23 protein-coding genes, 1 tRNA gene and 1 pseudogene are annotated in these 23139 nt (G+C 72.8%); 15 read left to right on the plus strand and 10 right to left on the minus strand.

The window, feature by feature from the left end; all coding sequences use genetic code 11:
• The first annotated feature begins 107 nt into the window (after positions 1-107).
• The 5 genes from M8C17_RS28615 to M8C17_RS28635 all read left to right on the plus strand — a co-directional run bounded on the left by M8C17_RS28615 (position 108) and on the right by M8C17_RS28635 (position 5072).
• Complete coding sequence (locus M8C17_RS28615; protein WP_252419677.1) at positions 108-479, plus strand: SCP2 sterol-binding domain-containing protein; 372 nt, start codon at positions 108-110, stop codon at positions 477-479.
• Positions 479-2539 (plus strand): glycogen debranching N-terminal domain-containing protein, encoded by a 2061-nt coding sequence (locus M8C17_RS28620; RefSeq protein ID WP_252419678.1) that lies wholly within the window; start codon positions 479-481, stop codon positions 2537-2539. Before M8C17_RS28615 ends, M8C17_RS28620 begins: the two co-directional genes overlap by 1 nt.
• Before the next feature lie 106 nt (positions 2540-2645).
• Positions 2646-3398, plus strand: coding sequence for a 1-acyl-sn-glycerol-3-phosphate acyltransferase (locus tag M8C17_RS28625; RefSeq protein ID WP_252419679.1), 753 nt, complete (start codon positions 2646-2648; stop codon positions 3396-3398).
• An 80-nt stretch (positions 3399-3478) separates the two neighbouring features.
• Positions 3479-4087 carry an isochorismatase family protein gene (locus M8C17_RS28630; RefSeq protein ID WP_252419680.1) on the plus strand — a complete coding sequence of 203 codons (609 nt, stop codon included), beginning with the start codon at positions 3479-3481 and terminating at the stop codon, positions 4085-4087.
• A 4-nt stretch (positions 4088-4091) separates the two neighbouring features.
• The gene (locus M8C17_RS28635; protein ID WP_252419681.1) at positions 4092-5072 is read left to right on the plus strand and encodes a GlxA family transcriptional regulator; all 981 of its coding nucleotides are present in this window, start codon (positions 4092-4094) and stop codon (positions 5070-5072) included.
• Here M8C17_RS28635 and M8C17_RS28640 read toward each other — a convergent pair.
• From M8C17_RS28640 to M8C17_RS28655, 4 genes are all read right to left on the minus strand, one after another.
• Positions 4954-5670 carry a hypothetical protein gene (locus tag M8C17_RS28640; RefSeq protein WP_252419682.1) on the minus strand — a complete coding sequence of 239 codons (717 nt, stop codon included), beginning with the start codon at positions 5668-5670 and terminating at the stop codon, positions 4954-4956. The two genes, M8C17_RS28635 and M8C17_RS28640, sit on opposite strands and share 119 nt — an antisense overlap.
• A 72-nt stretch (positions 5671-5742) precedes the next feature.
• On the minus strand, positions 5743-6456 hold the full coding sequence (locus M8C17_RS28645) for a response regulator transcription factor (protein ID WP_252419683.1): 714 nt from the start codon (positions 6454-6456) through the stop codon (positions 5743-5745).
• The gene (locus M8C17_RS28650) at positions 6429-7577 is read right to left on the minus strand and encodes a hypothetical protein (RefSeq protein ID WP_374559513.1); all 1149 of its coding nucleotides are present in this window, start codon (positions 7575-7577) and stop codon (positions 6429-6431) included. The genes M8C17_RS28645 and M8C17_RS28650 overlap by 28 nt, the downstream gene beginning before the upstream one ends.
• Positions 7578-7662: 85 nt before the next feature.
• Positions 7663-8841, minus strand: coding sequence for a sensor histidine kinase (locus M8C17_RS28655; RefSeq protein ID WP_252419685.1), 1179 nt, complete (start codon positions 8839-8841; stop codon positions 7663-7665).
• A 228-nt stretch (positions 8842-9069) separates the two neighbouring features.
• Between M8C17_RS28655 and M8C17_RS28660 the strand changes: the two genes are divergently transcribed.
• Genes M8C17_RS28660 through M8C17_RS28670 form a run of 3 tightly spaced genes read left to right on the plus strand, consistent with a single transcriptional unit; the run spans position 9070 to position 12950 of the window.
• Positions 9070-9519: a helix-turn-helix transcriptional regulator gene (locus tag M8C17_RS28660; RefSeq protein ID WP_252419686.1), complete on the plus strand. Its 450-nt coding sequence runs from the start codon at positions 9070-9072 to the stop codon at positions 9517-9519.
• Positions 9520-9524: 5 nt separating this feature from the next.
• The gene (locus M8C17_RS28665) at positions 9525-11915 is read left to right on the plus strand and encodes an excinuclease ABC subunit UvrA (protein WP_252419687.1); all 2391 of its coding nucleotides are present in this window, start codon (positions 9525-9527) and stop codon (positions 11913-11915) included.
• Positions 11916-11963: 48 nt separating this feature from the next.
• Positions 11964-12950, plus strand: a complete 987-nt coding sequence (locus tag M8C17_RS28670; RefSeq protein ID WP_252419688.1) for a hypothetical protein — start codon at positions 11964-11966, stop codon at positions 12948-12950.
• 43 nt (positions 12951-12993) lie between these two features.
• Here M8C17_RS28670 and M8C17_RS28675 read toward each other — a convergent pair whose 3' ends face one another.
• Positions 12994-13887, minus strand: coding sequence for a septum formation family protein (locus M8C17_RS28675; RefSeq protein ID WP_252419689.1), 894 nt, complete (start codon positions 13885-13887; stop codon positions 12994-12996).
• A 169-nt stretch (positions 13888-14056) separates the two neighbouring features.
• Here M8C17_RS28675 and M8C17_RS28680 point away from each other — a divergent pair, with 169 nt between their 5' ends.
• Positions 14057-14491 (plus strand): VOC family protein, encoded by a 435-nt coding sequence (locus tag M8C17_RS28680; RefSeq protein WP_252419690.1) that lies wholly within the window; start codon positions 14057-14059, stop codon positions 14489-14491.
• 29 nt (positions 14492-14520) lie between these two features.
• On the opposite strand, the gene M8C17_RS28685 is transcribed toward M8C17_RS28680, so the two are convergent.
• Both M8C17_RS28685 and M8C17_RS28690 read right to left on the minus strand, forming a co-directional pair.
• Positions 14521-14694 carry a hypothetical protein gene (locus M8C17_RS28685; RefSeq protein WP_252419691.1) on the minus strand — a complete coding sequence of 58 codons (174 nt, stop codon included), beginning with the start codon at positions 14692-14694 and terminating at the stop codon, positions 14521-14523.
• Between the two features lie 52 nt (positions 14695-14746).
• On the minus strand, positions 14747-14971 hold the full coding sequence (locus tag M8C17_RS28690; protein WP_252419692.1) for a hypothetical protein: 225 nt from the start codon (positions 14969-14971) through the stop codon (positions 14747-14749).
• A 155-nt stretch (positions 14972-15126) separates the two neighbouring features.
• On the opposite strand from M8C17_RS28690, the gene M8C17_RS28695 reads away from it, so the two are divergent.
• Both M8C17_RS28695 and M8C17_RS28700 read left to right on the plus strand, forming a co-directional pair.
• Positions 15127-15678 (plus strand): hypothetical protein, encoded by a 552-nt coding sequence (locus M8C17_RS28695; RefSeq protein WP_252419693.1) that lies wholly within the window; start codon positions 15127-15129, stop codon positions 15676-15678.
• A gap of 63 nt (positions 15679-15741) precedes the next feature.
• Positions 15742-16533 (plus strand): Stf0 family sulfotransferase, encoded by a 792-nt coding sequence (locus M8C17_RS28700; protein WP_252419694.1) that lies wholly within the window; start codon positions 15742-15744, stop codon positions 16531-16533.
• A gap of 8 nt (positions 16534-16541) precedes the next feature.
• Here M8C17_RS28700 and M8C17_RS28705 read toward each other — a convergent pair.
• Positions 16542-16617, minus strand: a tRNA-Arg gene (locus tag M8C17_RS28705).
• A gap of 158 nt (positions 16618-16775) precedes the next feature.
• Between M8C17_RS28705 and M8C17_RS28710 the strand changes: the two genes are divergently transcribed.
• Positions 16776-17483 carry a hypothetical protein gene (locus M8C17_RS28710; protein ID WP_252419695.1) on the plus strand — a complete coding sequence of 236 codons (708 nt, stop codon included), beginning with the start codon at positions 16776-16778 and terminating at the stop codon, positions 17481-17483.
• A 61-nt stretch (positions 17484-17544) separates the two neighbouring features.
• Here the strand turns inward: M8C17_RS28710 and M8C17_RS28715 are convergent, their stop codons facing one another.
• Both M8C17_RS28715 and M8C17_RS28720 read right to left on the minus strand, forming a co-directional pair.
• A complete protein-coding gene (locus M8C17_RS28715) occupies positions 17545-18633 on the minus strand; it encodes an alpha/beta hydrolase (protein WP_252419696.1) in 1089 nt (362 codons plus the stop codon).
• Positions 18634-18791: 158 nt separating this feature from the next.
• Positions 18792-19220, minus strand: a complete 429-nt coding sequence (locus tag M8C17_RS28720) for an HPF/RaiA family ribosome-associated protein (RefSeq protein WP_252419697.1) — start codon at positions 19218-19220, stop codon at positions 18792-18794.
• A 290-nt stretch (positions 19221-19510) separates the two neighbouring features.
• On the opposite strand from M8C17_RS28720, the gene M8C17_RS28725 reads away from it, so the two are divergent.
• The 3 genes and pseudogenes from M8C17_RS28725 (at position 19511) to M8C17_RS28735 (ending at position 23137) form a co-directional block, all read left to right on the plus strand.
• Positions 19511-20251 (plus strand): single-stranded DNA-binding protein, encoded by a 741-nt coding sequence (locus M8C17_RS28725; protein ID WP_252419698.1) that lies wholly within the window; start codon positions 19511-19513, stop codon positions 20249-20251.
• 253 nt (positions 20252-20504) lie between these two features.
• A pseudogene (locus M8C17_RS28730) lies at positions 20505-21500 on the plus strand (cobalamin biosynthesis protein); the annotation flags it as partial.
• Between the two features lie 95 nt (positions 21501-21595).
• Positions 21596-23137 carry a cobyric acid synthase gene (locus tag M8C17_RS28735; protein WP_252419699.1) on the plus strand — a complete coding sequence of 514 codons (1542 nt, stop codon included), beginning with the start codon at positions 21596-21598 and terminating at the stop codon, positions 23135-23137.
• The last annotated feature ends 2 nt before the right edge of the window (positions 23138-23139 follow it).

The raw sequence follows: 23139 nt of genomic DNA on the forward strand, positions 1-23139 counted from the left end.
GGGGAGCAGGCGGGGACCCGTGCGGGGACGTGCGAAGCCGGCCGTCCGTGCGACGCGAGCGCGCCGGGTGGGATCCCGGACCGGCCAACTGGGGAGGAGTGGACCCGATGGTGGACGCGACCACGAGGTTCTTCGAGGACCTGGACCGGCGGGGGTACGAACCCCTGCTGGCGAAGGCCTCCGGGACGCTGCGCATCGACCTGAGCGAGGGGGCGCAGACCCGGCACTGGCTGCTGACGATCGACCACGGCCGGCTGAACGTGAGCCAGGAGGACCGGGAGGCCGACACGGTCATCGGGACCAGCCCGCAGCTCTTCGAGGACCTCGCCGCGGGCCGCGAACACGGCCTGGCGGCCCTGTTGCGGGGGGACATGACGGTGCTGGGCGACGCCCGGCTGGTGGTGCAGGTGGAGAGGATCTTCCCGGGCTCCCCGGACTCCCTCGGGCCGCGCCGGCGCTTCACCGGGGAGGTGCGCTGATGGGTCAGAGCAACACGATCCGGATCCTGGACGGCAACACGTTCGTCGTCTGCGAGGACACCGGCGACATCGAGGCGACGCCGAGCGAGCCGACCGGGCTGTTCTCCATCGACACGCGGTTTCTGTCCACCTGGGTGCTGACCGTTAACGGCGAGCGGCTCAACTCCCTGTCCTTCGACGACCTCCAGTACTTCGAGTCGCGGTTCTTCCTCGTGCCGGGGGTGGCGACCCACTACATCGACGCGAAACTGTCGATCATTCGGGAGCGGTCGGTCGGCGGGAGCTTCCGGGAGCAGATCACCATCCTGAACCACGACGAGAAGCCGGTCGACCTGGAGATCCGGATGGACGCGGCGTCGGACTTCGCCGACCTGTTCCAGGTCAAGGACGAGATCGTGAACAAGAAGGGCGAGATCTACTCCGAGGTCGAGGCGGACCAGCTGCGGCTGGGCTACCGCCGGGGCAACTTCGTACGGGAGACGTCGATCTCCTCGTCGATGGCGGCCCGCTACGACAGCAAGGGGTTCGCGTACACCGTCCACCTGGAGCCCAACGAGCAGTGGGAGACGGCGATCCAGGTCGAGACCCACGCGGTGGGACCCGGCGGCCGGGACCTGCGCTTCGGCCTGCGGGTGCACGGCGACGAACGGCTCGCCCTCCAGCACGACCTGGAGAGGTGGATCGCGGAGGCACCCAAGGTCAACAGTGAGCACGGCCGCGTGGCCAGCACGTACCGGCGTAGCCTGATCGACCTGGCGGCGCTGCGCTTCTCGCCGCTGTCGCTCGGTGGCGCCACCCTGCCGGCCGCCGGCCTGCCCTGGTTCATGACGATGTTCGGCCGGGACAGCATCCTCACCTGCCTGCAGACGCTGCCGTTCACCCCGCAACTGTCCAAGACCACGCTGCGCATCCTGGCGTCCCTGCAGGGCAGCCGGTTCGACGACTTCCGCGACGAGGACCCCGGGCGGATCCTGCACGAGATGCGCTACGGCGAGACCGCCTCGTTCGAGGAGCAGCCGCACTCGCCGTACTACGGCTCGGTGGACGCGACGCCGCTGTTCGTCGTGCTGCTCGACGAGTACGAGCGCTGGAGCGGTGACGTCGCGCTGGTGAAGGAGCTGGAGCGGGAGTCCCGGGCGGCCCTGAGGTGGATCGACGACTACGCCGACCTGGTGGGCAGCGGCTACATCTGGTACGAGCGGCGCAACACCGACACCGGCCTGGAGAACCAGTGCTGGAAGGACTCCTGGGACTCGATCTCCTACCGGGACGGCACGCTGCCGCCGTTCCCGCGCGCCACCTGCGAGGTGCAGGGGTACGCGTACGACGCGAAAGTCCGTGGCGCTCGCCTCGCCAGGGAGTTCTGGGACGACCCGGAGTTCGCCGACCAGCTGGAGCGGGAGGCGATGGAGCTGAAGCAGCGGTTCAACCGGGACTGGTGGGTGGAGGACGGTGAGTACTACGCCCTGGCCCTGGACCCGGACGGCCGCCAGTGCGACGTCCTCAGCTCGAACATCGGCCACCTGCTGTGGAGTGGGATCGTCGAACCGGAGCGGGCGGAGAAGCTCGCGCAGCACCTGGTGGGGCCACGGCTCTTCACCGGGTGGGGGGTGCGAACGCTGGCCGAGGGGGAGGCCCGGTACAACCCGATCGGCTACCACAACGGCACGATCTGGCCGTTCGACAACTCCTTCATCGCCTGGGGTCTGCGCCGGTACGGCTTCGCGGAGGAGGCCGCCACCATCGCCAACGGCATCCTGGACGCGGCGACCTACTTCGACGGGCGGCTGCCGGAGGCGTTCGGCGGCTATCCGCGGGAGCTGACGAAGTTCCCGGTGGAGTATCCGACGGCGTGCAGCCCGCAGGCCTGGTCGACCGGTACGCCGTTGCTGCTGCTGCGCACCATGCTCGGCTTGGAGCCGCACGAGGGGCACCTGGCGGTCGAACCACGGCTGCCGATAGGGATGGGCCGGATCGAGGTGCTGGACATCCCGGGCCGCTGGGGGCGGGTGGACGCGTTCGCCCGGGGGCGGCTGGACCTGCACAAGCTCACCGACTGACCCGCGCCGGCCAACCGGTCCGGACGCACCGGCGGCGACGCGCGGTTCGGCGTCGCCGCCGGTCGCCGCCCAGGCGATCCCCAGGCGGGCAGGGTAGATTCTGCGGATGCCGGAGCTCGTGTACCCGCCCGTTATCGCCGCCGCCAAGACGATGTTCCGGGTCCTCGACCTGAAGATCACCATCGAGGGCGCCCACCACGTACCCCGCACCGGCGGGGCCGTGCTGGCCAGCAACCACGTCAGCTACCTCGACTTCATCTTCGCCGGCCTGGGCGCGAACGCGTCGGGTCGGCTGGTCCGGTTCATGGCCAAGGAGTCGGTCTTCGCGCACCGCATCGGCGGTCCGTTGATGCGCGGCATGAAGCACATCCCGGTGGACCGGCAGGCCGGGGCGGCCTCGTTCCGCGCGGCCGTGGGCGCGCTCAAGCGCGGCGAGGTGGTCGGCGTCTTCCCCGAGGCGACGATCAGTCGGTCGTTCACCGTCAAGGAGCTCAAGAGCGGCACCGTGCGGATGGCCCGTTCGGCGAAGGTGCCGGTGCTGCCGGTGGCGCTGTGGGGCACCCAGCGGCTCTGGACGAAGGGCCGTCCACGCACCCTCACCCGCCGGCACACCCCGATCACCATCCTGATCGGCGAGCCGATCGAGCCGGCGGACTTCCCGGACCCGAACGTGCTGGCCGCCGAGCTGACCACCCGGCTCAGCGCGCTCGTCGACCGGGCCCAGCGGGAGTACCCGGACTCGCCGGCCGGCCCGGACGACACCTGGTGGCAGCCGGCGCACCTGGGCGGCAGCGCACCGACACCGGAGGAGGCCGCCGCCCTGGACGCCGCCGGTGAGCACCACGCCCCCAGCGCCTGACCGGGCGGTGACCGGATCGTTCCGCATCCGGGCATGATGGTGTCTGCCGTCGCGGCGGCCACCCCGCCAGGATCGGAACCATGAGCAGAGCAGCACTCGTCGTGATCGACGTCCAGGAGTCCTTCCGCCAGCGCCCGATCTGGGCGTACGGCTCCAACCCCGACCTGGTCCGGCAGGTCGACCGGCTGGTCGCCGCGGCGCGGGAACGCGGCGACCTGGTGGTCTGGGTCCTGCACGCCGAGCCGGGCACGGGCGGGGTGTTCGACCCGGCCAGCGGGCACGTACGGCTGATCGAGGGCCTGGCCCCGGTCGACGGCGAGCCGACACTGGTGAAGACCGCGCACAACGCGTTCACCACCACCAATCTCCAGCAACTGCTCACCCAGGCCGGGGTGCACGACCTCACCGTCTGTGGCATCCGCACCGAGCAGTGCGTCGAGACCACCACCAGGGTCGGCTCGGACCTCGGCTACCGGATGACGTTCGTCACCGACGCCACGCTGACCTTCCCCATCCCGCACCGGGACGTGCCGGAGACCGCCACGGTCGAGGAGATCCTCGCCGACCCGCGCACCCTCGGCGTCGAGCAGATCGTCTCCCGCACCGAGTACGCGCTGGCCGGCCGCTTCGCGACCATCCGGACGGTGGACGAGTTGACGGCTTCGACCCTGACCGGCGCCCGAGGCTGACGAGATGACCCGGGTCGTCTTCCTGCTGGTCCCGCAGCTGCACCTGCTGGACCTCGCCGGGCCGGCCCAGGTCTTCTCCAGCGCCGCCGACCTCGGGTACGACTACCGGCTGCACTACGTCGCCGAGCGGGAGCAGGTGCCCACGGTGCAGGGCGTACCGCTGGTCGCCGAGACCCGATGGCCCGAGCTGACCCCGGACGACCTGGTGCTGGTGCCCGGTTGGCGACCCTCGGCGCACGGCCCGCAGGGGCCGGTGTCGCCGGCCGACCTGCGGAGGCTCGCCGACCACCACGCGGGCGGCGGCACCGTGGCCAGCGTCTGCGCGGGCGCGTACGCCCTCGGTCGGGCCGGGTTGCTCGACGGCCGGCGCTGCACCACCCACCACGAGGTGCAGGACGACCTGGCCCGCCGGCACCCGGCGGCCCTGGTGGCCCGTGACGTGCTCTACGTGGTCGACGACCGGGTCGTCACCTCGGCGGGCATCGCCAGCGGCATCGACGTGGCGCTGCACCTGGTGGCCACGCGGCACGGCCCGGCGACCGCCGCCCGGATCGCCCGCACGCTGGTCGTCTACGCCCGCCGCAACGGGCACGAGCAGCAGGCCAGCGCGATGATGCGGCACCGCTCGCACCTGTCCGACGCGGTGCACCGGGTGCAGGATCTGATCGACAGCCGGTACGCCGAGCCGCTGCCACTGGCCGACCTGGCCGCGGCCGGCGGCGTGGCGGAACGGACGCTGACCCGGCTGTTCCGCGCGACCACCGGGCTGACCCCGCTCGGCTACCAGCAGTTGCTGCGGGTGGAACGCGCCGAGCACCTGATCGGGCACGGCACGACCATGGAGTCCGCCGCGCGGACGGTCGGCTTCACCGACGCCCGGATGCTGCGCCGCCTGCGAGCCCGGTCCACGAGGTCGGCTCCGGCCCCGAACGGTAGTAGTCGTCCCGGGACCGGAACTCCACCGGCAGCGAGCCCGGCAGGGTGACCCGGCTGTCCCCGGCGAGCCACCCGGTGCCGGCCCGCAGCAGCAGCACGTCGCGCTCCTGAGCGGAGAGGTCGACCATCTGCGGATGGGTGAGCCGGAACATGGCCACCGCCCGGCGGACCTGCCGGGCCAGCGCGACGATCTCCGCGGTCGACCCGCCGAGGGCCAACGCCGGCTGCTGGATGGTGCGCAGCGCGTCGCAGACGATCAGCAGCTGCGTGGTGCCGTCCGACCCGGCCCGGGGCAGCTCCAACCGGGACGGCCACTGCCAGCGGATCTGGCCGCTCATCAGGCCGGCCAGCCGACCCACCGTTCGGATCGACCCGTCGGTGACCAGGGACATCTGCGACCCGGTGCCCACCCAGCAGATCCGCTGGTCGGTCACCGTCACCGTCACGGGCGCGGGCAGCCGCCAGCCACGCCACGACTCGGTGGGCCCGAGCAGGTAACCCGCCACGAGCAACCGGTACCGGCCGAGCACCCGCTCGCCGGGCACCGGGCGCAGGTCGTGACGACGGTCCAGGGCCGGCCCCACATCGTCGTCCGGCGCGTCGAACCGGTGGGGGCCGATGAAGAAGGGGGACGCGTCGGCGTGCATCGTCACGACCTCCCGGTCAGCTGGCTGTGGTGTGAAGCCTCGCGGATCCGGGAGCGGCTGTCATGACGCCCGTTAGGGGGTCGGCCGGTCGTACGTCGCGTGTGACCGGTAGATGCCGATCTCCTCCGGGCGGACGAGGCCGTCCTCGATCGCCCGGGCGAGCAGCGCCGCCTTTGTGGCAGCCGGCCGCCCCGCCCGGGTGTACTTGATCCGCGCGCGGTCGACGTACTGCTTGACGGTGTGTTCGCTGATCTGCATCCGGCGGGCCACCGACGCCTTGGACATCGACTGGAACCAGAGCAGCAGCGCCTCGCGTTCCTTGTCGGACAGCATCGGCCGGTCCGGTCGCGGGTCGCCGACCATCGCGCCGGCCAGCGCCGGCGGCACGTACGGGCGGTCACTCGCCGCCGCCAGCACGGTCGCCACGCAGTGCTCCCGCCCCTCGTGCTTGGCCAGGAACGCGACCGCCCCGGCGTCCAGCGCGGCGAGCATCGTCTCCGGGTCGGTGTGCTCGGAGTAGACCACCACCCGCCGCCCGGCGGCACTCAGCTCGGCCAGCTTGCCCAGCGCCATCCGGCCGTGCAGCCGCAGGTCGAGCAGGACCACGTCGGCGTCCGGCGCCGCCCGCAGCACCTCGTCCGGGTCGTCACCGGTGGCCAGCACGGTCAGCCTCGGCTCGGTCGCGAGCCAGGCGCGCACCCCGTCGACCACCACCGGGTGGTCGTCGACGATGGCCACCCCGATCGGCCGTTCGCCGGTCACTTCCGCCACCGGGTCTGCGCCCATCTGATGTCCCCGTCCCGCTCGTAGAGGTGCTGTACCGGCCCGTCGTCGTGCTCCCCGGGCGGTGGGCCGGTCGACTCCGGCCCGGCCCGGTCCGGCGTGACCAGGCTGACGACCACCTCGTCGGGGCCGGAGACCACGGTCAGCCGGGCCCACTCCTGGGCGTCGGCGAGGAGGCCGGTGAGCGGGTCGGCCAGCCCGCGGCGGATCTCCACCGGCAGCGGTGGCGGACTGCCGATGGTGACCAGGTCGATGGGCAGTCCGTTGCGTTCGGCCAGGTCGGCCGCAGCGCGCAGTTCGTGCAGCAGGGGGTCGGGCACGTCGTCGGACTCGGCGATCAGGCGGCGCAGTCGAGCCGCCGCCAGCACGCACCGGCGCTGCACCTCCGGGTCGTCCGGGTCGGCCTGCCCGGCGGCCAGTTCCCCGAGCACCCGCCCGGCCGCCGCGGCGGCCAGCGTGAGGCGGTCCCGGCGTTCCCGGAGGCCCCGCTCGGCGGCGGCCCGCTCCGCCGCTATCGCGTGACCGGCGGCCGCGGTGGCAGCCCGTTGCCGGGCCAGGCCGACGATCGCCGCGCTGCCCGCGAAGACCGCCACCGGCAGCGAGGAGGTGCCGTACGCGTACATCACGTAGCGGGCCAGGTCGGCCGTGTCGGGGCCGTGCCAGAGCACGGCGACCAGGGCGATCAGCGCGTGTGCGGCCAGCAGCGCGACGAGGCCGGCCACCTGCCGGCCCCACAGCGCCAGCACGAAGAACCACGCGAGCGTCCCCCACACCCAGTTGGCGGCGGCGAACAGCTGCCGTTCGCCGACGGCGGCGAAGACGGCCGCGTCGACGGCGAGCAGCAGCCCGGCGAGCGGCCACGGTGCCAACGCCGCGCCGAGCAGCAGCCGTACCCCGGCGACCGCGCCGGCGACCGCGACCAGGACCCAGCCGCCGAGCACCACCCCCGGCGCGGCGTAGTCCGCGCGGGCCGCCAGCACCGCCGGCAGGCCGATGGCGACGTGCCAGGCCAGCGCGATGGCGACGGCGGCGATCCGGGCACCACGGTCGGAGGCGTGCGCCACCGCCGCCGCCGGCGCGGCGGCGAGCGCCACCGACGGTGTCGGGGTTCGAGGCCCTGGCACGCTGGTCGGGCCCGGCTGGAGCAGCGGCACCGGAGACCACAGTGGTGCCTCCGGTGCTCCGGTGCGCTCCGCCGGAGCCCCGAGGTCAGCCGACACCGGGCCACTCCAACCGGATCAGGGTGCCCGCGCCGGGTGCCGAGCGCACCTCGGCCCGCCCACCGATCGCCGCCATCCGGCCGCGGACGGACTCGCGCAGCCCGTACCGGTGCGGTGGGACGCTGGCCGGGTCGAAGCCGGGGCCGTCGTCGGTCACCTCGACCACGACGGCGACCGCGTTCCGGGTCAGCCGCAGCGTGGCCTGCGCGCCCGGCGCGTGCCGGACCACGTTGGACAGCGCCGCGTAGGTGCTGTCGGTGATCGCGTCGGCCACCCCGGCGGGCACCGCGCACGATGCCAGCTCCAGGCGCACCCGTAGCTCGGGCAGCCGCTCGGGCACCGTCCGCAACCGCCCGTCAAGCGGCACCGGGCCGTCGCCGGGCACCGGCCCGACGTCGGTCAGTGCGACGAGGGTACGCAGGTCGGCGGCGCACCGTTCGCGGAACGCGACCGACGGCCCGGGTACGGCGCCGAGCCCCACCATGGTCAGCGTGCCGAGCACCGTGTCGTGCAGGTCGCGGTTCTGCCGGCGTTCGGCCTCCCGGGCGGCCCGGGCGACCAACGATTCCCGGGTCAGCCGCTGGTGCTCGGCGAAAGCCCGGTCCGCCCGACCGATCCGGCGGCGCATCACCGTCGCCATCATCGCCGTGCAGGCGGTCTGCACCAGCAGGGTGGCCGCGTGCGCGCGTGCCTCGGCGGGATTGCCGGCCGCCTGCGTCCCGGCCACGTACGAGGCGGTGACCAGCAGCCCGGCCGGGATCGACCAGCGTGCCAGGGCGGTGGCCTGCGTGTTGATCACGGTGGTGCTGGCCAGCACCGCGATCCAGCTGCCCTCGCCGGGTAGCACCTCGGGCGCCACCAGGCGGGGGATGAGCAGGCAGGCCAGCACGGTGACCACGACGTCACCGGCGACCAGGGTCGGGGTGATCCCGTGGCGCAGCGCGCGGGCGGCGTACCAGACAGACCAGCCGGTCAACGCGGCCACGCCGGGCAGCAGGAGGGCCGGCTCGACCGGCGGGGTACGCACCGACAGCGCGACCACCGCCCCGACCAACCCGCAGGTCAGGCGCAGTAGTGCCGGCAACGTGGTGAAGATGAAGCCGAGTGCGCCGCCGGCCGGGTTGTCCAGCGCGGGCGGCGGCACAGGCGGAGTGGCAACGGCCGGCATCGGGAGGTGTCCTTCCGACAACGACCCGGACCGGGTCCGCGCGGCGGATCGACATCGGAGAATAGCATGGCCGGCGGCAAGTAACGACGCATTATGTGCGGACAGTCGCCCGTGAGTCACGCTTTGTCGACTAGCTCGAGCGGGGTTGGACGGTTGCCGTCCGGTCGGCGGGAATCGCGGCGAGGCGTGGACCTCGCCGGCGCCCTGCCCTGTGGCACGATTTACCAGGTGAGCAGCAGATCCGACGCGACGCAGCGCCTGCGTGACCTCGCGCGGCTGCGCCGGGTCCGCGACCGGATCGACCGGGAGTACGCGCAACCGCTGGACGTGGAGGCGCTCGCTCGCGGCGCGCACATGTCGGCCGGGCACCTCAGCCGCGAATTCCGGCTCGCCTACGGTGAGTCACCGTACAGCTACCTCATGACGCGGCGTATCGAGCGGGCGATGGCACTGCTGCGCCGTGGTGAGCTGAGCGTCACCGAGGTCTGTTTCGCGGTGGGCTGCTCGTCGCTGGGCACCTTCAGCACGCGCTTCACCGAGCTGATCGGCGTGCCGCCCAGCACCTACCGGCGTCAGGTCCAGGACGCGGCGGCGGGCATGCCGTCCTGCGTGGCGAAACAGGTGACCAGACCGGTCAGGAATCGAGAAGCGCCGGCCGCCGGGCCGCGCCTAGCCTGACTGTCATGCACACGACCAGCGAGGCCACGCAGTCGCCTGAGCTGCACGCCGCCGACCGCCACGATCTGATCCGCGTGCAGGGCGCGCGCGTGAACAACCTCAAGGACGTCAGCGTCGAGCTGCCGAAGCGCCGGCTGACGGTGTTCACCGGCGTCTCGGGCTCCGGCAAGAGCTCGCTGGTGTTCGGCACGATCGCCGCGGAGTCACAGCGGATGATCAACGAGACGTACAGCGCCTTCGTGCAGGGCTTCATGCCGACGCTCGCGCGGCCCGAGGTCGACGTGCTCGACGGGCTGACGACCGCGATCATCGTGGACCAGCAGCGGATGGGTGGCGACGCCCGCTCCACCGTCGGCACCGCCACCGACGCCAACGCCATGCTGCGCATCCTGTTCAGCCGGCTCGGGCAGCCGCACATCGGCTCGCCCCAGGCGTTCTCCTTCAACGTCGCCTCGATCAGCGGTGCCGGTGCGGTGACGCTGGAGCGCGCCGGACGGACCGTGAAGGAACGTCGCGAGTTCAGCATCACCGGCGGCATGTGCCCGCGCTGCGAGGGCCGGGGCAGCGTCTCCGACATCGACCTCACCCAGCTCTACGACGACTCCAAGTCGATCGCCGAGGGCGCGTTCACCATCCCCGGCTGGAAGTCCGACAGCTTCTGGACGGTGCGGACGTACGCCGAGTCGGGCCTCCTCGACCCGACCAAGCCGATCCGTACGTTCACCAAGAAGGAGATGCACGACTTCCTGTACCGGGAGCCGACCAAGGTGAAGGTGGAGGGCGTGAACCTCACCTACGAGGGCCTGATCCCGAAGATCCAGAAGTCGTTCCTGTCCAAGGACGTCGACACGCTCCAGCCGCACATCCGCGCCTTCGTGGAGCGGGCGGTGACGTTCACGTCCTGCCCGGAGTGCGGCGGCTCCCGGCTCAGTGAGGCGGCCCGGTCGTCGAAGATCGACGGGGTCAGCATCGCCGACGCGTGCGCCATGCAGATCAGCGACCTCGCCAAGTGGGTACGCGGTCTGGACAAGCCGTCCGTCGCGCCGCTGCTGGCCAAGCTGCAACACACGCTCGACTCGTTCGTCGAGATCGGGTTGGGCTATCTCAGCCTCGACCGGTCGTCGGGGACCCTGTCCGGCGGCGAGGCCCAGCGGACCAAGATGATCCGCCACCTCGGGTCGTCGCTCACCGACGTCACCTACGTGTTCGACGAGCCGACGATCGGGCTGCACCCCCACGACATCCAGCGGATGAACGACCTGCTGCTGCGGCTGCGGGACAAGGGCAACACCGTGCTCGTCGTGGAGCACAAGCCCGAGGCGATCGCGATCGCCGACCACGTCGTCGACCTCGGCCCGGGGGCCGGCACCGAGGGCGGTGAGGTGGTGTTCGAGGGGACCGTCGAGGGGCTGCGGGCCAGCGGCACCCTCACCGGTCAGCACCTGGACGACCGCGCCTCGCTGAAGCCGTCGGTGCGGACGCCGTCCGGGGCGCTGGAGGTGCGTGGCGCCAACGCCCACAACCTGCAGGACATCGACGTCGACATCCCGCTCGGCGTGCTGGTCGTCCTCACCGGGGTGGCGGGCTCGGGCAAGAGTTCGCTGATCCGTGGCTCAGTGTCGGGCCGGGACGGGGTGGTGTCGGTCGACCAGGCGCCGATCAAGGGTTCGCGGCGCAGCAACCCGGCGACGTACACCGGTCTGCTCGACCCGATCCGCAAGGCGTTCGCGAAGGCCAACGGTGTGAAGCCCGCGCTGTTCAGCGCCAACTCCGAGGGAGCCTGCCCCGCCTGCAACGGCGCCGGCGTCATCTACACGGACCTGGCGATGATGGCCGGCGTCGCCACCCTCTGCGAGGAGTGCGAGGGGAAGCGGTTCCAGGCGTCGGTGCTCGAATACCACCTCGGCGGTCGCGACATCAGCGAGGTGCTCGCGATGTCCGTGACCGAGGCCGAGAAGTTCTTCGGCTCCGGCGAGGCGCACACGCCGGCCGCACACGCCATCCTCGGCCGGCTCGCCGACGTCGGGCTCGGCTACCTGAGCCTCGGCCAGCCGCTCACCACGCTGTCCGGCGGCGAGCGGCAGCGGCTCAAGCTGGCCACGCACATGGCCGAGAAGGGCGGCGTCTACATCCTCGACGAGCCGACCACCGGTCTGCACCTCGCCGACGTCGAGCAGTTGCTCGGCCTGCTCGACCGGCTCGTCGACTCCGGCAAGTCGGTCATCGTCGTCGAGCACCACCAGGCGGTCATGGCGCACGCCGACTGGATCATCGACCTTGGCCCCGGCGCCGGCCACGACGGCGGCCGGGTCGTCTTCGAGGGCACACCGGCCGACCTCGTCGCCGCCCGCTCCACCCTCACCGGCGAGCACCTCGCGGCGTACGTCGGCGCCTGAGGGAACCGGGCGCGCCGACCGTCCGTCCCATCGCCTGGAGGAGAGGCGGTGGGACGGGTGCGTTCGGTGCGGACGGTACTGGTGACGGCACTGGTCGGCGCGGCGCTGGGCGGCTGCGCGGGCCGCGACGGCGGGCCAGCGGTGACGGACGATCCCGGCCCGGCGCGGATCGTCGAGAAGTGGACGTCCTGCGCCGAGGCGGCACCGCGCTCCGCTGAGCTGCCGGCGCCGGAAGGCGACGACCCGGCGGTCGGGCGGATCGACCCGGCGTTCACCCCGGTCGCCGCCGTGGTCTGCGGACGGGAGATCCAGCCGCGCCCCGGCGGCGGTCGCGACCAGGTGGCCACCGAGCGGCGTGCCGAGGAGATCGCTCCGCTGGTCGCCGCGCTGCGCCTGCCCGACAAGCGGGCGGACGGAGAGATCGCCTGCACCCTCGACATGGTCGTCCCGCCCTGGCTGGCCCTGCTGGACGAGCGGGGCCGCTGGCTGCGGCCGTACCTGCCGACGGACGAATGCCGCAAGCCGCGCACCGAGGTGCTGGAGGCGCTGGGCGCGCTGCCGCTGACCACGGTGGAGACTCGTACCGTCGGGCAGGTCGAATCCGCGGCGGCGGAGGCCGCCGGCTGCGAGCAGCGGTGGGCGGACATGGTGTGGGTGGAGAGCACCATGGGACGGCCCGGACCGCCCGCACCGGCGTCGGGCCCGGACGCGGGGCCGCTGCGCCTCTGCGTCTACCAGGTGCCACCGTCGGAGCAGGGCGGCGGCAAACCGGGCGGCGACTTCGCGTACGGCGGGCCGCTGCCACCCGACCGGCAGGCGGCCGTGCTCCGCACCCTGGCCAAGGCCCGGCCGGCGGCCGAGTGCGCCACCCCGGCGTCCCGCTTCGCGGTGCTGCGCCCACTGCACGGCACCGGAGGACCCGACCGGTACGTGGAACTCGACGGCTGCCGCCGATTCCTGGTGCTGCCGACGGCCGGTGGGTCGCAGCTCGGGCAGGGCGACGCCACGCTCGCCGAGCTGCTGAGGCGCGGCTGAGCGGCTCTTTCGCCGATCCCGCCGTGGGCGGAGCTGACCCGGGTCAGCCGACCGGCAGCACCGCAGGGCCGCCGCCAGCGATGGAGCGGGTGAACGTGCGGCCACCGGACCAGAAGTAGCAGCGCACCCCCCGATCGCCACGCGCCCACAGCTCCGGGGAGGGGAAGCGGTACGCGGTGCCGGTGCGGTAGCGCAACTTGGCGTCGATGGGCACCTTGGCGTAACGGCCGACCACCGTACGGCAGGCGGAATGGATCGGATCCTCGTCCCGGACGGCATCCTCGTAGGAGCGGTCCGGCGCGGTCCAGATGCCCGCGAACTCGAACTGGTGCGCGGCGGTGCAGCTGGCCGAGCGCAGCCGGTCCCACTCGTCCTCGTTCATGCAGCCGTAGGTCAGCGGCGAACGGCTGCCCACCGCGTCGCGCAGCGTCCCGGCCCGTTGGATCGCCCGGTCGCCGTCGCCGTTGGCGCCGTCGACCTCGTCCAGCTCGAAGATGTCGCACCGGTACCAGCGGCTGCCGCCCGTCCAACCGGCCGGTGAGGTCGGCGCGACCTGCACCGACAGGCGGGCGGTGCGCCAGTCGCCACCGACGAACTGCCTGGCTCGGGTGTCGCAGTCGGCGAAGACGGCGCGCATCGCCGCCGACTCCACCTTGGGCGGGGCGGTCCGCGCGGCCAGGGCGCCGGTGAAGGTGCCGACGTGGAAGGTCTCCACCAGGTGCGTCTTCGCGCAGTCAACCGGGGCGTAGCTGGCGAGGTACGCGCTCGGCTCGGGAATCAGGTGGCACTCGCCGGCCTTCGGGCTGAACTGCTGCGCCTCGGCCATCGGCTTCCAGTCGTCGGACAGGTCACCGTCCGTGCCGGTCGGCGTGCCGCAGCCGGCAAGCGCCACCGCGATGATGGCGGCAGCGACCGCTGCCCTGGCGTGGCGTCGCATGTGTTTCTCCCCGTGGCCCCGTGCCGACGCGCGCAGCATATGGCACCGGCGGAACTGTCGGGCACCTGCTTTCGGCCGGACCGGCGCCACCTCTGGAGACGAGTCCGGTGACGGCGATCAGCTCGAGGCGCGCCCGGCGACAGTCAGAGGTGCGTCGTATCGTCCGGGCATGGCTGCCCGCATTGATCTGACCCTCGACTCGACGGACGCACCGGTGCTCGCCGCGTTCTGGAAGACGGCCCTCGGTTACATCGACGAGCCGCCGCCCGCTCCGTTCGCGACGCGTGAAGAGTGGCTCGCGCAGCTCGACCCGCCGGAGGACGACGTCGCCGACGACGGCGCGTGGCTGTGTGATCCCGCCGGTGTCGGCCCCAATCTCTCCATCCTCAACGTTCCCGAGCCCAAGACGGCGAAGAACCGGCTGCACATCGACATCCGCGTCCCGGGTCACGGCAGTCCCGAGGAGCGGTGGGCACGGATCACGGCGGAGGTTCAGCGTCTGGTGCAGGCGGGCGGGAGCGTCCTGGAGGACGTCGACGGACACCACGTGGTGATGGCCGACCCGGAGGGCAACGAGTTCTGCGTCGCCGCGACCTCACCGTGACCGACGGCGCCGAAGAAACGCCGTCGTGGTCAGCGGGTACGGCGGGCGACCAGCCAACCGGCGACCGCCAGCCCGGCGCCGACCGCCACCACGAGGAGTGAGTTCCACACCGCCACGCCGAGCAGCACCAGCACCCCGCCGGCCACCGAGAGGGCGTACGCCCGCGGGTTGCGGCTCCTGGTGTTCCGCACCGTCTTCGTCATGCTGGTCCCCTCGGTTGTCGGCCTCGCCGGGCCGCGCCCGCCGGGGTTGTCGCTATTTCCACTTGTCGTCCTTGTACAGGTAGGAGAGTTCGATGCGGTCGATACCGCTGCCCCGGCCGCCACCCCCGGCCCGGTCGGAGACATAGGCGGTGACCGGCACGCCGTCGGCTCGCAACCGGTCCGCCTCAGACGACACGTGCCAGCGGTACGCCACTGCACCACCGGCCAGGCCCAGGCCGGCCACCAGTGCGACCAGCCCGGTCACCAGCACCTTCATCCGTGGACGCATACCGCTGGGCGGTGGTGCGGGCGCAACGCGCCGTCGCTTCTTCACCGGTCCACTCTCCATCAGGGACGCAAACCCGTTGCCCGGCAAGGGATCGGACCATCCACGAACCGGTCAGACCGGCGGGGCGGCTAAGATCCATCGCCGTGACTTCTCCAGATCAGCCCTCGGCCTCGACGTCCGGCCGCCCCCGTCGACGGATCGTCATCGTCGTCGCGGCGGTACTGGTCCCCGTTCTGCTGGTCGCCGCAGGTGTGGTCACCTATTTCCTCGGCGGATTGAACGACGACGGTCAGTTCCGCGCGGAACCACCGGCCTGCGAGACGGTGCAACCGAGCCTGCACCTGCTCGCGACCGCCTACACCGTGCGACCGGAGGGGTCGAACAGCTGCTCGGTGTTCCTGCCCAAGGATCACCCGGTCTACATCCCGACTCCCGTGATGACCATCGACTACTACGTCGCGACCCCTCAGCGGGAGGACGCGCCAGACGCCGCCAGTGGCGTCCTGCGCAAACTGGGGTCGGAGGTCAAGCCGCTGTCCGGCGTCGGTGACGAGGCGTACTCCCGGAACCGGAGTGTCTACGTGCGCGTCAGCAACCTCGTCGTGGGGGTCACGGTGTTCCCTCTTGCCGCGAGCGCGGAGTCCCAGATCCACGACTTCGCCGCCGACCTGGCCGATCGTCTGCGGCGGAGCTGATTCGAGGCGTCGTCAGCCCACCGCGCGCTTGCGGCGACGCCCCGGTTGCGATTGTGTGCAGACATGCCGGATCACTCCGACCGTGTCGACTCGTACCTGATCTGCGGGACTCCTCGCACCGGCAGTTCACTACTGCTCGGATTGTTGGAATCCACCGGTGTCGCCGGTCATCCGCAGGCGTACTTCCGTTCACCGGACGAGCCGCTGTGGGTCGAACGCTGGCAGATCCGCCGCACCGCCGGGGGCGGCTTCGACTACGCGCACTATGTGCGGGCCGCGCTGGCTGCCGGCCGGACGGACAACGGCGTGTTCGGCGCGAAGCTCATGTGGGGAACGCTGGACGAGGTGGTCGACAAGCTCGCGAGGGTCCACCCGGATCTGGCTGGCAACGACGTCGCACTACTGGACCGGGCATTCGGCCGTACCCGGTTCGTCTTCCTGCGCCGCGACGACGTCCTGGCGCAGGCGGTGTCCTGGCTGCGCGCGGAGCAGACAGCCAGGTGGTTCATCGGCGGCAACGGTGAGATCGGCGGCGACGCCGGCAACGGGCAGGCACCCCGCTTCGACGCGGACGGCATCACGCACCTGATCGAGACGATCAGAGAACACAACGCGGCCTGGGAGTCGTGGTTCGCCACGCGGGGGATCCAACCGCTCGTCCTGCGCTACGAGGAACTCGACACGGACATGGTCGCCGCCACGCACCGCGTCCTCGACTTTCTCGGCCTCCACCTGCCCGAGGGGAGCACTATCGCCGCCCGGCACCAGCGCCAGGCCGACGAACTCAACCGTCAGTGGGTCGAGCGGTACCGCGAAGAGGTGACCGATGGCCGGGAGGACAAGCCGCTGAGCTGAGGTGGTGGTGGCGCGCCCGGCAGGATTCGAACCTGCGGCCTTGGGATTAGAAGTCCCCTGCTCTATCCGCTGAGCTACGGGCGCATGGCGTGGATGTCGCGCCAAGAGGGTACCGCCGCCCGCCCGGCCGGCGGGGAAAAGGGTGCCCGCGTCCACGTTGCCGAGCAGGGTCTCACGGGGGTCGGCTGGCCGGCATCCGGGTTCCCGGGGACCGACCCGGCGCTGGACAGTACCCTCGGCTGGTGCTGCTGGACTCCGACGCCGAGAACGACGTCGCCTACGAGCTGTGCCAGATCGTCGGGCGCGCCATCCTGCCGTACCGGTCGTCGGGCGCCCTCGACCAGGGATTCGGCACCGCGTTCTTCTTCCAGGGCGCCGACGACCCGGTGGGGGAGTCGCTGCTGACGGCGGCCGACCTCGTCGGTGGCCAGGGCGGGGAGTTGAGCCTTCGGGGGAGCGTCACCGAGCCGGCCGGGGTCGCCCCGGCCGTCATCGCGGAGGGCGACATCAGGCCCGGCTGGGCCCGCTTCCCGGGCGACGGCGTGGCCGTGCTCCCCGCCGCCGGGCTGCACCGGTACGCGGGCGACGGCGGCTGGCGGTGGCGGGTGCAGCCGGTGCCCGCCGGGATCGCCGCCGGGCCCGAGGTGGTCGCCCGCCTCGGCGCCGACGCCGGTTCCGCCTTCGTGCTGGCCCACGGGGTACGCGAGGACGGGTCCCGGCCGCTGGAGGTGGCGATCGAGCGGGTGGTCCGTGACGGGGACACCGTGCGGATCACCACCGAGCTGCCGCCGGGGTACGTCGGGGCGCCGGTCTTCGTCGTGCAGGCCGACGCCGCCGGGGAGGTGTCGCTGTACTGCCTCGGCCTCGTGCTGCCCGGCGTCGGCGGTCACCCGGTGGCGACCTTCGACCGGATTCGCGCCGTCCTCCCGTCCACGGCCGGCGACGCCTGAGACGACCGCGTCGACCTGCGGCCTCCCTGGCTGCCGTGGGCGAGCCGTGGTCCGGTCGGCTTCAGTCGCCGGCCGTCGTCGCATCGGCCGGATCGGCCGCCGGACGGCGAGTCTCCGGCAGTCGGGCCGCACCGCCGGCCTCCGCCGAGGCGGCACCGGACGAAGCGACGTTGACCGGCGTGGGACCGGCCGGGGCGGTGGGGCCGGCGGCGAGGAACGCCTCAGCCCACCGGCCGACCTCGTCGAAGACCTTCCGGCGTACGGCGGGGCCGGAGAGCGTGAGGTCGTGCAGCCCGCCGTCGAAGCGGGCCAGGGTGACGTGGCGGCCGAGCCGGGGCGCGTACCGGACCATGTGCTCGACGTCCAGCACGGCGTCGGCCAGGGTCGCGTTGTCGTGCCACCGGGTGCCCCGGAAGGAGCGGGTCGAGCAGGCCAGCAGCACCGGCACCTGGATGTCCAGCCCGGCGCGCAGCCGGCGCTGGCCGGTGCGGATCGCGTTCAGCCAGCCGGCCCGGACCGGGAACCCGGCCAGCGGCTTCCACGCCAGGTCGTAGGTCCACTCGCCGCGGTGGTCGGCGTGGATGCTCTCGCCGTACACCGTGCCCAGCCCGAACGGCAGGATGCGGTGCGGCGCCCTGCGGCCCAGCCGGGAGGCGGCGGCCGCGAGGGGTCGACGCACGGCCCAGGGGGCGTTGAGGTCGAAGAAGGGGCTGTTGAGCACCAGGCCGTCGATGGTGCCGGTGTCGCGGCGGGCGTCCGCCCAGAGCGAGATGATCAGGCCGCCGGTGGAGTGGCCCATCGCCAGCAGGGTGTCGTGCCCGTCGTCCCTGCGGATGATCTCGGCGGCGGCGTCCAGCTCGGGGAAGTAGTCGCTGATGTCCTGGCAGAAGTTCGGGGTCTGGTGCGGGAGCAGGCTGCGGCCGTACTTACGCAGGTCGAGGGCGTAGAAGTCCCAGCCCCGCTCGGCGAAGAAGTCGGCCAGGTGGGTCTGGAAGAAGTAGTCGACGAAGCCGTGCACGTAGAGCACTGCCCGCCCGGTGGGGCGCTCGGCCCGCCGCCGGACCAGGGTCGCGACGACCGGTCCCTCGTCGTCGGTGCCCAGGTCGATCGTCTGCCGCTCGTACGGCGGCCCCAACACGTCCGGTTCCACGCTCGCGACGCTACGCCGGGACGCTACCCAGCGGTAGCCCCGCGCCTCCCCGCCCCGCGCACCTCTCCGCGCCGCGATCTTGCACTTGTTGCCTCCTCATAGCGCGTAAAAGGCGCGAAACGAGGTTCGAAAGTGCAAGATCGCGGGACGCGGCGAGGTTAGGCCGTTTCCGCGTCGGCTCGGATCGGGTCGGCGGCCGGGAGGGCCTCGGCCTCCTCGGCCGGGTCCGGCTGGCTGACGTCGCGCAGGTGCTTGTTGTGCCGGGGCTCCTGGCGGGTCTTCGCGTCGTTGAGCCGCCGGCGCAGGTCGTCGCGGACGTCGTTGAGCGCGGCGTGCAGGTCCTCCTCCGCCGAGGTGGTGACGATCTTCTGCCGGCCGGCGATCCAGCACTCCAGGGTCACCTTCTGCCCCCGAGCCTCCCGGTCCTTCACCGACACCTCCAGCTCGGTGGCGTCGGCGTGGAAGCCGGCGAGCCGGGAGTCGAGGGTGGCGAACTGTTCGGCGATCCAGTTGCGGTCGCCCTGCGAGAACCCGGTGCCCACCCGCAGGCACTCGGCCACGGTGGCCGGGTTCGCCACGGCGCTCATCGCTGCGCCTCGGAAGCGGTTGCGGAGCCGATGGTGGTGATCATCATGGCGCTGACCTCTCGTCGACGTGGAGCTGTCGGTTGTGCCTTGATCAAGTCCATACCCAGTTCGGTCGGATCCGGAACCGCCGGGTTGGCCGTACCACAGTCGGGGCGTGATCAGGGCGTTGTCCACAGGCGGCTTCGTCGTCCACAGATCGGGGTGGGGGTGCTGGTGGCGGCGGCCCGTACCGCCCAGGCTCGGTGTCGAGTCGACTCGCGCTGGCAGGCCCCCGATCCCCTGGAGGGACGATGTTCGACACCTACGTAACGATTGTCGGCAATGTGCTGACCACGCCCGAGTGGCGGCGTACCACCCAGAGCAACACCCTGGTGGCCAACTTCAAGGTCGCCTCCACCGCCCGCCGGCTCGACCGGGACTCCGGCCGCTGGGTCGACGGCAATTCGCTCCGCGTCCGCGTCAACTGCTGGCGCAAGCTCGCCGAAGGCGTGGCGGCCTCGGTGATGGTGGGGGACCCGGTGGTGGTCTGCGGCCGGCTCTACACCCGGGACTGGACCGACGACGCCGGCAACCACCGCACCCTCTACGAGCTGGAGGCCGTCGCCGTCGGTCACGACCTGTCCCGGGGGCGTGCCCGGTTCCTGCGCAACCGGCCCAGCATGACCACCAGCACGGTGGAGGACGCGGACGCGGAGAGCCGGGTGCACGGCGAGCCCACGGAGCCCGTGCCGGCCGGGCAGGCGCCCGTCCTGCCCGACGACCGCCCGCTGGACGACGACTTCGAGCTGCCCGACTTCGGAGCGCGGCACACCGGCCCGTTCACCGCCGGCCCGCTCGACGACGACCCTGTCGGCGCCGACGGTGCGCAGGGCGGTGACGCTGACGACGAGCTGGCCATGTCGCCCGGGGCGGACGACGACGACCCCGACGGCGACCCGGACGACGAGTTGGCCCCGGTGCCGGACGAGGCGGGCCCCACGCCGTCCGCCCGTGGGCGGCGCGGCCGGGGGAGGGTGCCGCAGCCGGCGTGACCCTCGGCCCGCCCAGTTCCGACGGCACGTCACGACGGGGGCGGGGTGGCGACGCGACCGGCGTCGTCACCCCGCGTGACAGCAGGGGGCCGAGCCTCGGCTCGCGCCGGCGGGGCGGTTCACCGATGTGCCGGGCCGGGTCGCCGGTGCGGCGGCTCGCCGTGCGGGCGACGGTCCGTGGGATCACGGAACGCGACTGGCCCGGTCGGTTCCCGGGGTGCTCGTCTAGGCTGGCCGGCCGGAGGTGGTGCGCGTGCGACGGACAGCACCGGTGGCGAACGCGGTGGGGCTGCTGGCCGGGTACGCGCTGGACAGGCTGCTCGGCGACCCTCGCCGGTGGCACCCGGTGGCCGGCTTCGGGCAGGCCGCCGGCGCGCTGGAGCGTCGGCTCTACCGGCCGGACTCGACGGCCGGTGCGGCGTTCACCGCGCTGGCCGTGGGCGGGCCGGTCCTGCTCGGAGCGGTCGCCGCGGCGGCCACCCGGCACCGGCCGGTGACGCGGGCGGTGCTCGTGGCCGCCGGCACCTGGACCGTGCTCGGCGGTCGCACGCTGCGACACGAGGCCACGGTGATGGGGCGGACGCTGCGCGACGGTGACCTGCCCGCCGCCCGCCAGCGGCTCGGGCACCTCTGCGGCCGGGACCCGTCGACCCTCGACGAGTCGGAGCTGGCCCGGGCCACCGTCGAGTCGGTGGCGGAGAACACCTCCGACGCGGTGGTCGCCCCGCTGGTCTGGGGTGCGGTCGCCGGCCTGCCCGGCCTGCTCGGCTACCGCGCAGCCAACACCCTCGACGCGATGGTCGGCCACCGGTCGGCCCGCTACGCCCGGTTCGGCACCCCCGCGGCCCGCCTCGACGACCTTCTCAACCTGGTGCCGTCCCGGCTGACCGGGCTGCTCACCGTCGCCGTCGCGCCGGTCGCGAACGGCGACCGGGACCGGGCCTGGCAGGTGTGGCGGCGCGACCGCAACGACCACCCGAGCCCCAACGCCGGGCAGTGCGAGGCGGCGATGGCCGGTGCCCTCGGCGTCCGCCTCGGTGGCCGCAACGTCTACTTCGGGCGCTCCGAGGTCCGCCCGTTCCTGGGTGACGGCCCGCGCCCCGAGGCGCGGCACCTGAAGCGGGCCGCCCGGATCTCCGGCGCCGTCGGCCTGGCCGCCCTGGGGCTGGCCGCCGCCTACCCGTTGACCGTCGGACGTCTGGCCGGCGCCATCGGCCGGCGCGCGCTGATCGCCACCGTCGGTGGGCGCGGATCGGGCGGTGTCGTGGACCGGCGCGTGCCGGGCGGTTCAGGCGGGCGACCCCGCGGACGGGGAGTCGTCGCGGCGCGGCAGGGGAGCGGGTGGTGAGCGGCGGGCTGCTGGTCGCCGGCACCACCTCCGACGCCGGTAAGAGCGTGCTCACCGCCGGCATCTGCCGGTGGCTGCACCGGCAGGGCGTGAAGGTGGCGCCGTTCAAGGCGCAGAACATGTCGAACAATTCGGCGGTCGTGGTCGGGCCGGACGGGCGCGGCGGCGAGATCGGCCGGGCCCAGGCCATGCAGGCCGCCGCGTGCGGGCTCGCCCCGGACCTGCGCTTCAACCCGGTGCTGCTCAAGCCGGGCAGCGATCTGGCCAGCCAGGTGGTGCTGCTCGGCGAGGCGGTCGACACGATCACCGCCGGCACCTTCCGGCAGCTGCGTCCCCGGCTCGCCGAGACCGCGTACGCGGCGCTGGCCGAGCTGCGGGAGGCGTACGACGTGGTGATCTGCGAGGGCGCCGGCAGCCCGGCGGAGATCAATCTGCGTGCCGGTGACTACGTCAACATGGGGCTGGCCCGGCACGCCAACCTGCCCACCATCGTGGTCGGCGACATCGACCGGGGCGGTGTGTTCGCCTCGATGTTCGGCACCGTGGCCCTGCTCGACCCGGCCGACCAGGCGCTGGTCGCCGGCTTCGTCATCAACAAGTTCCGGGGTGACCTCGGCCTGCTCCAGCCGGGGCTGGACATGCTGCGACACGTCACCGGCCGCCCCACGTACGGGGTGCTGCCCTGGTCGCTCGACCTGTGGCTCGACGCCGAGGACTCCCTCGCCTACGGCCGGGTGCTCGGTCGGCCGGCGGCCCCGCACGGCACCGAATGGCTGGACGTCGCCGTCGTCCGGCTGCCCCGGATCAGCAACGCCACCGACGTGGAGGCGCTGGCCACCGAGCCGGGCGTCCGGGTCCGCCTCACCGTCGAACCGGCCGAGCTGGCCGCCGCCGACCTGGTCGTCCTGCCCGGTTCCAAGTCGACCGTGGCGGACCTCGCGTGGCTCCGGGAAACCGGTCTGGCCGACGCGGTCGTCGCGCACGCGGCGGCCGGCAAGCCACTGCTCGGCATCTGCGGCGGCTTCCAGATGCTCGGCCGGGCCATCCACGACCCGGTGGAGAGCCGCCAGGGCAGCGTCGCGGGCCTCGACCTGCTACCCATCGAGATCACCTTCGATCCGCGCAAGACCGTCCGGCAGTCGGTGGGCACCGCTGGCGACGGCCTGCCGGTGCGCGGCTACGAGATCCACCACGGGTACGTCTCCCACGCCGATCCCGCCCTGACCCCGCTGTTGACCCAGGCCGGTGGCGCCGGCGAGGGTGCGGTGCTCGGCGCCGTACACGGCACGCACTGGCACGGCACGTTCGAATCCGACGGGTTCCGTCGCCGATTCCTCACCGAGGCGGCCCGGCTGGCCGGGCGCACCGGGTTCCGGGTCGCACCGGACACCAGCTTCGCCGCCGCCCGGGAACGCTCGCTCGACCTGCTCGGTGACCTGGTCGAGGAACACCTCGACACCGACGCACTCTGGCGCCTCGTCGAGACCGGCCCACCCCCCGGCCTGCCCTTCATCCCGCCCGGTCCGCCGCCGGCCTGACC

This window comes from Micromonospora sp. RHAY321, assembly GCF_023896955.1.
Taxonomy (GTDB): Bacteria; Actinomycetota; Actinomycetes; order Mycobacteriales; family Micromonosporaceae; genus Micromonospora.

Coding starts and splice junctions, on each gene's coding strand:
- M8C17_RS28615 (WP_252419677.1), top strand. CDS start 108: ATGGTGGACGCGACCACGAGGTTCTTCGAGGACCTGGACCGGCGGGGG.
- M8C17_RS28620 (WP_252419678.1), top strand. CDS start 479: ATGGGTCAGAGCAACACGATCCGGATCCTGGACGGCAACACGTTCGTC.
- M8C17_RS28625 (WP_252419679.1), top strand. CDS start 2,646: ATGCCGGAGCTCGTGTACCCGCCCGTTATCGCCGCCGCCAAGACGATG.
- M8C17_RS28630 (WP_252419680.1), top strand. CDS start 3,479: ATGAGCAGAGCAGCACTCGTCGTGATCGACGTCCAGGAGTCCTTCCGC.
- M8C17_RS28635 (WP_252419681.1), top strand. CDS start 4,092: ATGACCCGGGTCGTCTTCCTGCTGGTCCCGCAGCTGCACCTGCTGGAC.
- M8C17_RS28640 (WP_252419682.1), bottom strand. CDS start 5,670: ATGCACGCCGACGCGTCCCCCTTCTTCATCGGCCCCCACCGGTTCGAC.
- M8C17_RS28645 (WP_252419683.1), bottom strand. CDS start 6,456: ATGGGCGCAGACCCGGTGGCGGAAGTGACCGGCGAACGGCCGATCGGG.
- M8C17_RS28655 (WP_252419685.1), bottom strand. CDS start 8,841: ATGCCGGCCGTTGCCACTCCGCCTGTGCCGCCGCCCGCGCTGGACAAC.
- M8C17_RS28665 (WP_252419687.1), top strand. CDS start 9,525: ATGCACACGACCAGCGAGGCCACGCAGTCGCCTGAGCTGCACGCCGCC.
- M8C17_RS28675 (WP_252419689.1), bottom strand. CDS start 13,887: ATGCGACGCCACGCCAGGGCAGCGGTCGCTGCCGCCATCATCGCGGTG.
- M8C17_RS28680 (WP_252419690.1), top strand. CDS start 14,057: ATGGCTGCCCGCATTGATCTGACCCTCGACTCGACGGACGCACCGGTG.
- M8C17_RS28685 (WP_252419691.1), bottom strand. CDS start 14,694: ATGACGAAGACGGTGCGGAACACCAGGAGCCGCAACCCGCGGGCGTAC.
- M8C17_RS28690 (WP_252419692.1), bottom strand. CDS start 14,971: ATGAAGGTGCTGGTGACCGGGCTGGTCGCACTGGTGGCCGGCCTGGGC.
- M8C17_RS28700 (WP_252419694.1), top strand. CDS start 15,742: ATGCCGGATCACTCCGACCGTGTCGACTCGTACCTGATCTGCGGGACT.
- M8C17_RS28720 (WP_252419697.1), bottom strand. CDS start 19,220: ATGAGCGCCGTGGCGAACCCGGCCACCGTGGCCGAGTGCCTGCGGGTG.
- M8C17_RS28725 (WP_252419698.1), top strand. CDS start 19,511: ATGTTCGACACCTACGTAACGATTGTCGGCAATGTGCTGACCACGCCC.